Genomic DNA, 13,178 nt, shown 5'->3' with positions numbered 1-13,178 from the left:
GGGGAGAGGTGCCGGCGGCGCGGCGGCGCGGCGGCGGGCCGCCCACCAGCCGGTGGCGCACCCGGCAGCCGTTCTACAAGCCCGGCGGTTGTCCGGTTTCGGGGATGGCCGGTCGGACAACAATCACCGGACAATGACCACTTGATCACGTCAGGGAAGGGGGACGAGTGCCACGTCCCGAGGCCCCGCTGGGCGACGACGACGCCGCGGTCACCCGCTTCGCCGCGAGTCTGCGCCGGTTACGCAGGACCGCGGGCAGCCCGCCGTACCGCCAACTCGCCCGCGAGGCCCACTACTCGGCGACCACGCTGGCGGAAGCGGCGGCCGGCCGCCGCTTCCCGACGCTGGCGGTGACCCTGGCCTACGTCCGGGCGTGCGGCGGCGACCCGGCGCAGTGGGAGGAGCGCTGGCACACCGCCGCGGCGGAGGCGCTGCGCGAGGCGGAGGAGGCGCAGGACCGGCCGGCGGCGGACGAGCGCTGCCCGTACGTGGGCCTCGCGGCGTTCGGGCCCGAGGACGCGGAGTGGTTCTTCGGCCGGGAGCAGCTCACGGCGGACCTCGAACAGCGGGTCGGGGAGCGCCGGTTCGTCGCCCTCTTCGGTGCCTCCGGCGCCGGGAAGTCCTCGCTGCTGCGGGCCGGCCTGCTGCCCCGGATGAGCGGCGGCCAGGACACCGCGCGGCCGGCGGTGCTCCTGACCCCCGGGCCGCATCCGCTGGAGGAGTGCGCGGTACGGCTGGCCGCGCTCGGCGCGGGGTCGGCCGCGGCGCTGCGCGAGGAGCTGGAGCGCACCCCGCGGGCACTGCACCTGACCGTCCTGCAACTGCTGGCCGGACAACCGGCGGACGCCGAACTGCTGCTGGTCGTGGACCAGTTCGAGGAGGTCTTCACGCTCTGCGCGGACCGCCGCGAGCGCGACCGCTTCATCACGGCGCTGCTGACCGCCGCCCAGGCGGCCAACAGCCGTATCCGGGTGGTGATCGGGGTGCGGGCCGACTTCTACGCCCGCTGCTCGGAGCATCCCGAGCTCGTCGAGGCGCTGCGCGACGCCCAGTTGCTGGTCGGGCCGATGACCACCGACGAGCTGCGGCTGGCCATCACCGGCCCCGCGGTCCGGGCCGGCTGCACGGTGGAGGGCGCGCTGCTGGCCGGTGTGGTCGGTGACGCGGCCGGCCGGGCGAACGTGCTGCCCCTGGTCTCGCACGCCCTGCGCGAGACATGGCGCCGCCGCCGCGGCAACGCGCTCACCGCGGCCGGCTACCTCGCGGCGGGCGGCATCCGGCAGGCGCTCGCGCAGACCGCGGAGACCGTCTGGACGGAGTTGACGCCACGTCAGGCCCGGCTCGCGCAGGGCGTCTTCCTGCGGCTGGTCGCGCTCGGCGAGGGCGCGGAGCCGACCAAGCGCCGGGTGCCGCTCAGCGAGTTCGACTCCGGCGACGCGGACACCCGGGCCGTGCTGGACGCGCTGGCCGCGGCCCGCCTGCTGACGCTGGACACCGAGACGGTGGAGATCACCCACGAGGCGCTGCTGCCCGCCTGGCCGCGGCTGCACGGCTGGATCGCCGAGGACCGCGCCGGGCTGCTGCTGCACCAGCAGTTGAGCGAGGCCGCGGCGGTGTGGGAGCGCGAGCAGCACGATTCCGGCACCCTTTACCGCGGCAGCCGGCTCGCGGCGGCTGCGGAATGGGCCGAGCGGCGGCACGCCGTCCCGGTGAGCGACCGCGTCCAGGCGTTCCTCGCCGCCTCGTTGCGGCACCGCCGGCGTATCAACCGGGTCCGGCGGGGCGCGGTCGCGCTGCTGGCGGTGCTCGCGCTGCTCGCCACCGGGACGGCCGTGCTCGCCGTCCAGCAGCGCTCGACCGCGCGCGGGGAGCGGGACCGGGCGGTGGCCGAGCAGGTGCTGGCCGAGGCGGGCCAGACCAGGCAGACCGACCTCTCGCTCGCCGCGGACCTCGACCTGGCCTCGTACCGGACCCGGCCGGGCCCGGAGGCCGCGACCGGGCTGCTCGACACGCAGAACGTCCCGCTGTCGCTCCCGCTGTCCGGCCACACCGAGGCGGTCTACGCGGTCGCCTTCAGCCCGGACGGCCGCGTCCTGGCGACCGGCGGGGGCGACGACACCATCCGGCTGTGGAGCCTGGCCGACCCCTCCCACCCCGTGCCGCTCGGGCCGCCGCTGCGCGGCCACACCGACTGGGTGTACTGGCTCCAGTTCAGCCCCGACGGCCGCACCCTGGCCAGCGCCGGCCGGGACGGCACCGCCCGGCTGTGGGACGTCCGCGACCCGGCGAATCCGCGCGCGTGGGGGCCGCCGCTGACGGGCCACGGCAGCTATGTGTTCTCGGTGTCCTTCAGCGGCGACGGCCGCATGCTGGCGACCGCGAGCCACGACCACACCGTACGCCGCTGGGACGTCAGCGACCCGGCGCACCCGCGGCCCATGGGCCAGCCGCTGACCGGCCACAGCGACTCCGTGGCCTCGGCGGCGTTCAGCCCGGACGGCCGCACCGTCGCCAGCGCCGGGCACGACCACACCGTACGGCTGTGGAAGGCCGACGCGCCCGCGCCGACGCTGTGGGCGCCGCCGCTGACCGAGTTCTCCTCCACCGTCTACGCCGTCGCCTTCAGCCCCGACAGCCGCACCCTGGCCACGGTCGGCGACGACCGCACCGTACAGCTGTGGGACGTCCACGACCCGGCGCGGCCCCGGACCGTGGGGCAGCCGCTGACCGGGCACACCAGCACGCTGCTCGCGGTCGCCTTCAGCCCGGACGGCCGGACCCTGGCCACCGGCGGCGCCGACCACACCATCCGGCTGTGGGACGTCTCGGACCCCGCGCACGCCGCGCAGTTGGGCCCGCCGCTGGTCGGGCACACCGGGTTCGTCAACTGGATCGCCTTCGCCCCGGACGGCCGGTCCCTGGCGAGCGCCGGCGACGACCACACCGTACGGCTGTGGAACCTGCCGGGCACCGCCCTGATCGGCCACACCGGCGCCGTGGACGCCCTTGCCTACCGCCCGGACGGCACGGTCCTGGCCAGCGCGAGCGGCGACGGGACCGTACGGCTGTGGGACGTCGCCGACCCCGCGCGCCCGCGCCCGGCCGGGCCCGCCCTCGCGGTGCCCACCGGCGCGTCCCGGGTCGCCTTCGGCGCGGACGGCCGCCTGCTGGCCGCCCTCGGCGCCGACGGGACGGTACGGCTGTGGGACACCGCCGACCCGGCGCACCCGCGGCCGTACCCGCCGATCCGCGCGGGCCGCCCCGACACGGCGGACGCGCTGGCGTTCTCGCCGCACGGGGCGCTGCTCGCGGCGGGCGGCGACGGCTACCGGCTGCAACTGTGGGACCTGCGCGACCCGGCCGCCCCGGTACGGACCGGCCCGCCGCTCGACGCGGGCATCAGCACGGTCACCTGGGCGGCCTTCGACCCGGCGGGCGGCACGCTGGCCGCCACCAGCTACGACGACAAGGTGCGCCGGTGGGACGTGCGCGATCCCGCCCGCCCCCGGCCGCTGCCGCTGATCGCCACCGGTGACACCGGCGGGCTGCTCGGCGGCGCCTTCGCGCCCACCGGGCACGTGCTGGCCACCGCGGGCGTCGGCCACGCCGTGCGGCTGTGGGACGTGGCCGACCCGGCCCGCCCGGTGTCCCTCGGCGAGCCGCTGACCGGCCACACCGAGGCGGTCACCTCGGTGGCGTTCGCGCCCGGCGGCGGCACGCTGGCCGCGGCGAGCGAGGACGGCACGATCCGGTTCTGGAACGTAGCCGACATCCACCGCGTCACGCCGGTACGGACACCGGCGACGGCCGGGCACACGGGCTCCCTCGCCGCCGTCGCGTACAGCCCCCGCGGCGGCGTGCTGGCCAGCGCGGGAGCCGACCGCGCCGTCCAGCTGTCGCCGCTGGACCTGGACCGGGCGGTGCGCAGGGTGTGCGCCACCACCCGGGACAACCTCACGCCGGAGCAGTGGCGCGCATACATACCTGAGGCCCACTTCAGGCCGCTGTGCTGACGCTCGCTCACTCCCTGTCGGCGGCGCGGGTGTGCTCCGGGGCGGGCAGCCGGGCGCCGCGGCTCTCGGCGATACGGTGGACGTCCCGCAACGACTCGGCGAGGCGGCCGGCGAGGAAGCGCATCTGCGGGGCGGTCGCCCTGTCGTCGGCGAACAGGTCCGCCGCGTGGTCCAACAGGTCCTCCGCCATGGCCAGTTGCACGCCCTCCATGTTGTCCGCGACCCGGCTGACGTACCCCGTCCCGCCGCCGATCAGGTAGCACGGCCGCCCGTCCGACGTCGCCCACGGCAACAGCCGCATGCTGTTGACGCTCATGCCGCGTCCCGCCTCTCCGCCGGGTGCCCCACGAGCGGCCCCAGATCCAACGCGGCGGACGTCACCCACAGGGCCCGCCGCACCCTGCGGGGCCGCTGCCACTCGTACGCGACGTAGTACGGCCGTACGAGCGCGACGTCCTCGCCACGCAGCGTGTACGGCGCGGGACACAGGGGTACGACGACGGGCGTCGTCTCCGCGGCGGGCGGTGCGGGCGGCTGCCGCCGCAGACGGGTGAGGGCCCTGCTCAGGAGGGCGGTCAGGTTCGGCATGGGTGAATTCCGTTCCTCGAATGTAGCGAACGCATCACACAGTGCAGCGATGCGACCTACGCTCGCTAGTACGCGGAGTGTGACGGGTCGTCAGTCACAGAGGAGGAGCGAAATGGTCGGCAACAAGTACGGGAAGTGGCTCAAGGCGCGGCGCGAGGAGCTGGGCATGACCCAGCAGGAGCTGGCGGACGCGGCGCTCATGTCGCGCACGCATATTGCTCATATCGAGGCGGGGAGGCGGTTGCCGTCGCTCTTGGACGCGCAACGGCTGGACCGGGCGCTCGGTACGGGTGACGTGCTGGTCAGTTTCCTGCCGGAGCAGGACATCTCGATCGCGGACTACTTCGACGCGGCCCGGCTGCTGGAGCAGCAGGCCACGATCATCCATGAGTTCGCACTGTCGTACGTGCCCGGCATCCTGCAGACCGAGGCGTACGCGCGTGCGGTGCTGGGCAACACCTTCCCACCGAAGCATGACGAGGAGCGTGACAGGCAAGTCGTCACACGGTTGGAGCGGGCGAAGATCCTCGCCGACCCGGTGACGCCCGTAGTCTGGGCCCTGCTGGACGAGGCGGTCCTACGACGTCCCATCGGAGGACCCGAGGTTATGGCGGCCCAGATGATGCACTTGGTACGGCTGGTTGAGGCCGGTCGCATCCGCTTGCACATCCTGCCGCTCAGCGTCGGCCATCACCCGTTGCTCACCGCGATGATGACGCTTATGTGGTTCGAGGATCAGCCCCCGGCCGCGTACAGTGAAGCGATGGGCTTCGGTCGGCTGCACGACTCCCCGACCCTGGTCCAGCGCCTGCAGCACATCTACGAACTCGCCCTCAGTGACGCGCTCCCCGCGAAGGAATCGCTCGCCATGTTGAGGGCGGCAGCGAAGGAGTTCGGGCATTCATGACTGACCACGTCATCACTGATGCGGCCGTGCTGAGCGGCTGGCGCAAGTCGTCGTACAGCGATGAGCACGCCGGCAGCTGCGTCGAAGTGGTGGACACTCACCCCGCCGGGGTCCCCGTGCGGGACTCCAAGGACCCGCACGGGCCTGCACTGGTCTTCCCGGACACCGCCTGGGCGGCGTTCGTCACGGCCGTCAAGCAGGGCGAGTTCGGGAGCTGACGGTCAGGCTCGCTCTTCCCAGTGGCGGAGCGATGCGCTGTCGAGGTCGGACTCGGCGCCGCCGTCCTCGGCCGCGCGGGCGCGGTCCTTGGCCAGTCGTTTGAGTTCGGCGATCGCCCCCTTCACGTCGCCCGCCTCGCCGCGGAACCACGCGAGGTCGCGGCGGGCGGCGAGGGTGGCCGTGTGCGTGGGGCCGAGGACGCGGTTGCGGTCGCTGAGGACCGAGGCCAGTTCGGCGACCGCGCCGATCACGTCGCCTGTCTGGCCACGCAGGACGGCCAGATCATGGCGGGCCCGAAGCGTTTCCGAGTGGTCGGGGCCGAGCGCGCGGGTGCACCGGGTGGCCAGGTCGGCGAGGGTCGCGATGGCCGCGATCTTCTCGCCGACCGCTGTCTGCGCGTGGGCGATCCTGGCCAGCGCCTCGCGCGTACGCAGGTGTGCGGCCGTGAAGACCCGTTCCGCATCGGCGAGCAGGGCCACGCCCTCGGCCAGGATCACGTCCGGCTCCGGCTGCGGGTGGGTCACGCCGCGGCGTTCGAGCAGGTGCCCGCGCATCTCCAGGGCGTCGGGATGCTCCTTGCCCAACCGGTTCTCCGTCTCGGCGTACACCGCGGCGAGCGCTTCGACGGCCTGCGGGGTGCGTCTGACCTCATGCTCGGTGAGCGCGTCCAGGAACCGGAGCCCGAGCGCGACGCCGTGCTCGGGCGCAAGTGAGTGCTCTGCCGCGGCGACGGCGCCCCGCAGAACGAACCGCCCAATGGTGTGGCTCCCCGAGGAGAACTGGGCCCAGCCGAGGGTGCCCCGCACGCTGAACGTCCGGGGGTGGCTCGGGCCGAGGATCCGCTCATGCTGCGCGAGCAACGCCTCCGTGAACTTCACGGCGTCGAACACCCGCTCCTCCGTGTCCGGCTCCTGGCCGAACAGCCCCTCGAAGACAATGCTGACGATGTCGCCACCGATGCGGCTGTCGTCGCTGCTGACCATCGAGCCGACCAGAGCGGTCAGCGTACGGAGGGTGTCGGCGTGGTCGGGACCCAGCACGCGCGCCCTGTCCCGGTAGACGGCCGCCAACTCGGCTCGCGGCTCCTCCGCGTCCCAACTCGTCGCCGACAGGCGGCACCAGGCCAGATCGTGCCGGGTGGTGAGGACGTCCGGGTGATCGGCGGCGAGGGTCGCGCGCTGTGCGGCCAGCACCTCGGTCAGCTCGGCCACCGCCCCGAAGTCGTCGCCGCGCGCGCCACGGTAGCGGGCCTGCAACGCACGGAGCTTGAGGCTGTCGGGGTGCTCGGAGCCCAGTTTCTCGTACGCGTGCGGCCTCACGCTCTCAAGAAGATCCTCGGCCACACCGGGGTGGCCCCACGCGCCCAGGCAGTGCCCGGCGCGCAGGGACACAGGGTGGACGCCGCCGTCGAGCAGCGCATCGACGACCGTCTCGTCCAGCAGACCCTCAACGGCATCCAGCAACAACTCGGCGGCTTCCCAGTCGGGTTCGGCGTCCGGCCATACGGCGACCAGCGCGTCGGCCACACCGTGGACCAGCAGTCGCTCCCGGTCGGGGTCGAGCAAGGACCGGACGGCGCTGCGTGTCCGCTGCTCGATCCAGATCGCGCGGTACGCGCCCTCCCTCGCCTCGTCAAGCATGCTCATGCCGTGCAGCAACCGGAGCACGGCACGTACATCGTGCGGTGTCACCTCGGCGGCCCGGGTTCCGAGGTGGTCGGACCTGAGGCGCGTGAGAAGTGCCAGCGTGGACGGCGCCCACAGGGAATGCTCGGGCAACGCTTCGACGAGGGCGAGCAGTTGGAGCACCGGCAGCGACAGCCCGACCGGCGCCATGGCCTGCACCGCGTCGATGGACTGGTGCAGCGGTGACCGAGTCTCGTCCTCAGGCAGGACGCCGGCGGCGATGCGGTCGAGGTAGGTGTCGAAGGGCAGCCCGAGGCGGAGGATGTCCCGGGCCGCCGACCAGGCGAAGCTGCTCACGCTGTCGAACTCGGCGATCCGCTCGGCGAGCAGGTCCTCCTCGGGCGGGCCCAACGTGCGGTGCTCCAGCGCGCGTTCCAGATACCCTTGGATGTCGCCCGTGGCGAAGCCCACCATGGGCAGGACCACCGGGCGCCCCGGGCCGGTGAAATCCCGGCGGCGGCTGGTGGCCACCACCCGGCCGACGGGGTTGGCGGGCGGCCACAGCCCGTCGAGGTGGGCCGGGTCGGTCACGCCGTCGAGCACGATGAGCCACGGGTGCAGGTGCTTGCCGCCCGCCGGGCGGAGCCAGTTGAGGAAGTCCGTCGCACCCTCCGCCGGGTCGGCGTAGCCCCGGCCGTAAAGGTCCTGCGCGGCCCGCGCGTACGCGGCCAGGATCGACGCCCGGGACGACGCGTCCACCCAGAGCAGCAGCCGTACGTCGCCGCTGTCCCACGCCTGCTCGGCGATACGGACGGCCTCCTGCGTCTTCCCGGTGCCGGCGGTGCCGGCCAGGACCACCCGCGGGTTGTCGGGCTTCAAGGGCGCCAGAAGCTTCAGCAGTTCGCGCTCGATGAAGTACGGCGCCGGGTCCGGCACTCGGCCGATGCGGTACGGGAGCCGTACGGGCGTGGACGGGGCGGCGGCCTGGTAGAAGTGCACGGTCTGCGCGTGGCCCACGGCCATGCCGCTGCCGCTGCTCTGGACGTGGATGTCGCGGCCGGCGTGCTGCGCGGCCAGGGGCTCCGCCGGTCGGACGGGTTGGGGCGCCGGAGCAGCCGTACGCACGTCGCCGTGGGCCGCGGCGGTTACCGCGCGCTCCCCCGGTGCCGTAACGGCCACGTCAGCGCCCACGGCCACCGCAACGGCGCTGGAGGCCGGCACGGGCATGAACTCCAGGAGATTGCGCAGAGCCAGCGCCGCCATGGCCCGCTTGTGCGCCGGGAGGGCTTCAAGTACCCGGCCGAGGCGATCGGTCCACACCTCACGGGCGTGCGCGCGGGTCGCCTCCTGCTCCCGCGCCACCGAAAGCTCCGTGACGGTCACGGCCAACTGGAGCAGGACGTCCGACTTGCCACTGGTGCTGAACCGGCTGAACCAGCCGGCCAACGCGTCGCCGAAACGCGTCCACTCACCCGGCACAGCTCCCGCCACCACCGCCTCGGCGCCCCGCGCCGCCAGCTCGGCGTGCCCCTCGTCCAGCATGTACCCCCCTGCACAGAAAAGCCGTTGCCACGACCGTAGCCCCTCACCGGTGCGGCGGCAGGGCGTTGGCCGGGCTGCGGGCCCTGTCCACAGCCCGGCGCGCGACCTCGCCCAGGCCCGACGCGGCCCGGGCCGAGAAGTGCCCCGCCTTGCGCGCGGTTCGCGCAGTGCGCGGGGGGCCTCCGGTCCCGGTGGCGGCACAGCGGCGCTCGGCCGTTCTCCTCAGCGGTTAACGGCGGTACCTGCGCCCCTTGTCCTGCAAAAAGATCTCCTGAACTCCTGAAGCAGTGATGCGTCGGATTCCGCTTTTCTTGCGCGTTCGATCTGGCCACGTTCGTGGCCGATATAGCGTCTTGCGTCGGCGCGAAGCTCGGGTGAACATGAAGTATCCGGCTGAACGGAAAGGGATTTGGGGGAACAAAGTTGCAGCCGGATTTCACCAAGTGATCAGCACGACCAGGGGGAATTTTCATGTTCAAACGTCTGGCGACAGTCATGGCTGTCGCTGCACTTACGGGGGGCGGCGTGGCAACCGGTGCCGTGTCGGCCGACGCCGCGCCGGTGCACAACACCGCCACGAGCGCCGCCAGCAGCGCCGCGGCTCTGTCGGGTGGCAGTATCTGCTACCAGGCTCACGTCCAGAAGTACGGATGGCAGAGCATTGTGTGCGACGGCGACGTTGCCGGAACCACGGGACAGTCGCTGCGTCTGGAAGCCTTGGAGATCGGCGTGTCCGGCACGGGAACGGTCTGCGCGCAGGCGCACGTCCAGAAGCTGGGGTGGCAGGACGTGGAGTGCACCTCCGGCGGCAGCGACATCGTCATCGGCACCACCGGCCAGAGTCTTGCCATCCAGGCGGTTTACCTCTGGCGGGCGGACGGGATCAGCGCGAACGCGCATCTGCACGGCACCGGCTGGCAAGGCTGGAAGACGGGGTCTGACATCACCGTCGGGACCACCGGTGAAAGCCGCCCGATGGAAGCCATCGAAATCACCGTACCGTAACTGCGCCCGGGCCGGGTGCCCTCAGCGGCTTGGCCGTTGGGGGCACCCGGCCATAGGCGTTACGGCGGAATACGTAACTCGGACCCAGAACCCGCCGAGTGGCAATTCCGGGTACCCGCATAGGTAATTCCCACTCGGCGGAGTGGAGCCGAACCAAACCAAGCTGCCTAATTCGCCGCCTTCTTGCGCCACGCGGCCAGCGCCTCGCGGGCTGCCGGGAGGGAGCCGTCCGGGGGGTCGGGGATGGACTCCAGGTCGCGGACGAGGCGTTCGAGGTCGGTCAACGCGCCGGCGATGTCGCCGGCCTCGGCGCGGAACCAGGCGAGGTTGTGGCGGGTGACGACGGTCTCGGGGTGGTACGGGCCGAGGACGCGCGTGTCGTCGGTGCGGAGGGCGGCGAATTCGACGAGCGCTCCGGTGAGGTCGCCGGCCTCGCCGCGCTGGCGGGCCAGGCTGTGGCGGTAGTCGAGGGTCGTGGGGTGGTCGGCGCCCAGCACCCGGACGGAGCGGGAGACCAGGTCCGCGAAGGTCACCACCGCGGCGACATGGTTCTCCGCCGCCGCCTCGGCCTTCGCGATGTCACGCAGCAGCCTGCGCACCCGGCGGTGGTCCGCGCCGAAGACCCGTTCGGCGTCGGCGAGCAGGTCGGCGTACGCGCCGCGGTGGTCGGCGAGGTCCGCGGCGGACTCACCCGTGGTGAGCATGGTCAGTTGGAGTTCGCGGGTCTCCAGGCAGTCCGGGTGGTCCGGGCCCAGCGTCCGCTCCCGGTCGGCGAGCAGCGCGGCGACCGCGTCGTGCGAGGCCGCGCCGCCGTAGTGGTCGAGCAACAGCGCCAGTTGGCGTCCGTCGAAGGTGACGGGGTGCTCGGGTCCCAGCGCCTGGAGGGCGTCGGCGGTGGCGCCGGTGACCAGTTCGCGTGCCGCCGCCTTGTCGCCGGCGGCGAGATGGATCGCGCAGAGCATCTGGCGGAAGTGCAGGGTGTCGGGGTGGCGCGGCCCGAGCGTACGGGCCAGCTCCGCGTGCCAGGCGCTGACGAGGTCGGTGAGTGCGAACTCCCCGGTGCGGGAGGCGGTTTCGGCGACCCGCAGCCGTCCCGCCACGGTCCGGGCATCCGCGCCGTCGACCGTCGTGCCGTCCTCCAGCCGCTGGACGAGCGCGTCGACGGCGACGGTGACCGCTTCGATGGTGCCGGGGTGCTCCGGGCCGAGCTTGCTGATGTACTCCCGTACCACGGCGGTGAGTTGGTTACGCGGACCGGCAACGTCCCAGCCGCGGGCGGACAGTTCGCACCAGGCGAGGTGCAGGCGGGTGGCGAGGATGTCGGGGTGGTCGGCGGCGAGCGTCGCGCGCTGCTCGGCGAGGACCGCGGTCAGTTCGGCGGCGGCCCCGAAGTCGTCGCCGCGGGCACCGCGCCAACGGGCGGCCTGCGCACGGGCCTTGAGGATGTCGGGGTTCGGGTCGGCGAGGGAGGCGATCTCGACGGCCTCGCGGAGGTGGCGCTCGGCGGCAACGGGTTGGCCCCAGGTGCCCGCGCTGAGGCCGGCGCGGAAGACGACGGGATGGATGCCGTCCGCGAACAGTGCGAAGTCGGAGCCGCCGGTGGTCAGCGCATAGGCCGCGGACCGCAGCAGCCGCGCTTCGACGGCCCCCGGCTCCTGTTCGGGCCAGGCGGCGAGCAGCGCGTCGGCGGCCCCGGTGACCAGCGACTCCTCCAGCGCGGTCGGTACGGCCGCAAGCACCGCCCGGCGCATCGCCGCGTCGATCCGCACGGTCGGGTACGTGCCGTGCCGCTCGCGTTCGAGCAGGCTCATGCCGTGCAGGTCCCGTACGGCGTCCAGCACGGACTTGCGGCTGGCTTCGGCCTGGTCGGTCCCGCCGTTGACCGGGGCCAGGCGCACCAGCAGCGACAGCGCCTCCTTCGTGCACAGCACCTCCTCGGGCACGGCCCCGGTGCCGAGCACCGCGACGAGTTGGAGCACGGAGATGCCCATGCCGGGCGAGGACACGGTCTGCGCGGCGAGCACGGACTGCCAGCGGGAGGTGTGCGTGAAGGGCTCGTACTGCGCGCTCTCGACGCGGTCGAGGTAGACGTCGAGGGTGATGTCGTCGGCCGCGATGCGCTCGACGGCCACCGCGAGGAAACGGGGCGCGTCACCGATCACGTCGAGGAGCCGGACGAGTTGGGCGTCGTCGACCGGGCCCCGGTCCAGCGGCCCGAGCCCGACGTCCAGATACCTGCGGACCTCCTCGCGGAGGAAGCCGCGTACCGGCACGAGGGTGGGCGCGGTGCCGTCCGGGCCTGCGAGGTCGCGGCGGTGGCTGGTGAGCACGACGCGGCCGGCCGGGCTCGCGGGCGGCCACAGCCCGTCGAGGTCGGCGGGGTCGGTGACGCCGTCCAGCACGATCAGCCAGCGGTGCTCGTGCTTGCCGCCCGCCGGGCGCAGCCACACGCCGAGGAAGGCGTCCACACCCTCCGCCCGGTCGGGGTAGGGGTGTCCGTGGAGCTTGCGGGCGGCGTCGGCGTACGCGTCCAGGACCGCTGTCCTGGAGGACGCGTCGATCCACAGCAGGAGGTCGATGTCCCCGCTGTCCCACGCCTGTTGGGCGAACCCGGCGGCAAGCTGCGTCTTGCCCGTCCCGGCGGTGCCGGCGAGCAGCAGGGGCGGGCCGCCCAGTCCGGTCGCCGCCAGCTCGGGGACCTCGCGGGGGCGGAAGTGCGGTGCCGGCGGCGGGACATGGCCGATGCGGTTGGGGAGGTGGAGGCGGGTGATGGGGGTGACGTGCTGGTACTGGTGGTAGTTGACGGTGCCGGCCTGCTGGACGGCGAGGCTGTGGTCGGTGGCGGTGATGTGGACATTCCCGCTGGGGGTCTTGGCGGTCGGGGTGGGGAGAACCGGGGCGGGGACGAGGGCGGGCTCCTGCGCCGGTTCGGGTTCGGATTCGGGTTCGGCCGTCGTGACCAGCAGCTCGCGCAGGGCCTCCGCCGCGTCGGCGACATCCTCGGGGTCGAGGTCTTCGAGGAGGTCCCGGATGCGGGTGGCCCACGCCTGGCGGGCGCCCTCCCGTAGCGCTTCCTGCTCCTTGCGTGGTGCCGCCGCCAACTTCTCCGCCGTGGCGCCGAGTCGGGTGAGCGTCGCCTCCTCGCGGCGGGCGTTGCCGCGGCCGAACCACTGCCCGAGAGCCGTCCGCAGCGCGGGCCAGCCCTCCGTGCCCGCCGCCTGCGCGACGACCGCTCCCCCGGCCGCCGCGAGCCCGGCGTAATCCTCGTCCAGCATCGGT

At 73.4% G+C, this 13,178-nt stretch carries 8 protein-coding genes; 4 read left to right on the top strand and 4 right to left on the bottom strand.

Annotated features, from left to right (window positions below; genetic code table 11):
* Nucleotides 1-167: 167 nt before the first annotated feature.
* Nucleotides 168-4,013, top strand: a complete 3,846-nt coding sequence (locus HCN08_RS08195) for an nSTAND1 domain-containing NTPase (protein WP_167982238.1) — start codon at nucleotides 168-170, stop codon at nucleotides 4,011-4,013.
* A 7-nt stretch (nucleotides 4,014-4,020) separates the two neighbouring features.
* Here the strand turns inward: HCN08_RS08195 and HCN08_RS08190 are convergent, their stop codons facing one another.
* Nucleotides 4,021-4,329, bottom strand: coding sequence for a hypothetical protein (locus tag HCN08_RS08190; protein ID WP_167982237.1), 309 nt, complete (start codon nucleotides 4,327-4,329; stop codon nucleotides 4,021-4,023).
* Complete coding sequence (locus HCN08_RS08185; protein WP_167982080.1) at nucleotides 4,326-4,601, bottom strand: hypothetical protein; 276 nt, start codon at nucleotides 4,599-4,601, stop codon at nucleotides 4,326-4,328. The genes HCN08_RS08190 and HCN08_RS08185 overlap by 4 nt, the downstream gene beginning before the upstream one ends.
* 112 nt (nucleotides 4,602-4,713) lie before the next feature.
* Between HCN08_RS08185 and HCN08_RS08180 the strand changes: the two genes are divergently transcribed.
* Together HCN08_RS08180 and HCN08_RS08175 are read left to right on the top strand one after the other, a co-directional pair.
* On the top strand, nucleotides 4,714-5,508 hold the full coding sequence (locus HCN08_RS08180) for a helix-turn-helix domain-containing protein (RefSeq protein ID WP_167982236.1): 795 nt from the start codon (nucleotides 4,714-4,716) through the stop codon (nucleotides 5,506-5,508).
* The gene (locus HCN08_RS08175; protein ID WP_167982235.1) at nucleotides 5,505-5,726 is read left to right on the top strand and encodes a DUF397 domain-containing protein; all 222 of its coding nucleotides are present in this window, start codon (nucleotides 5,505-5,507) and stop codon (nucleotides 5,724-5,726) included. Before HCN08_RS08180 ends, HCN08_RS08175 begins: the two co-directional genes overlap by 4 nt.
* A 3-nt stretch (nucleotides 5,727-5,729) precedes the next feature.
* On the opposite strand, the gene HCN08_RS08170 is transcribed toward HCN08_RS08175, so the two are convergent.
* Nucleotides 5,730-8,894, bottom strand: a complete 3,165-nt coding sequence (locus HCN08_RS08170; RefSeq protein ID WP_167982234.1) for a tetratricopeptide repeat protein — start codon at nucleotides 8,892-8,894, stop codon at nucleotides 5,730-5,732.
* A 471-nt stretch (nucleotides 8,895-9,365) separates the two neighbouring features.
* Here HCN08_RS08170 and HCN08_RS08165 point away from each other — a divergent pair, with 471 nt between their 5' ends.
* Nucleotides 9,366-9,899, top strand: a complete 534-nt coding sequence (locus HCN08_RS08165) for a hypothetical protein (RefSeq protein WP_167982233.1) — start codon at nucleotides 9,366-9,368, stop codon at nucleotides 9,897-9,899.
* A gap of 167 nt (nucleotides 9,900-10,066) precedes the next feature.
* Here the strand turns inward: HCN08_RS08165 and HCN08_RS08160 are convergent, their stop codons facing one another.
* Nucleotides 10,067-13,174, bottom strand: a complete 3,108-nt coding sequence (locus HCN08_RS08160) for a hypothetical protein (RefSeq protein ID WP_167982232.1) — start codon at nucleotides 13,172-13,174, stop codon at nucleotides 10,067-10,069.
* Nucleotides 13,175-13,178 lie beyond the last annotated feature (4 nt).

The sequence above is a fragment of the Actinacidiphila epipremni genome, from assembly GCF_012034175.1.
Taxonomy (GTDB): domain Bacteria; phylum Actinomycetota; class Actinomycetes; order Streptomycetales; family Streptomycetaceae; genus Actinacidiphila; species Actinacidiphila epipremni.
This window is presented reverse-complemented; position numbering and strand designations above follow the sequence as displayed.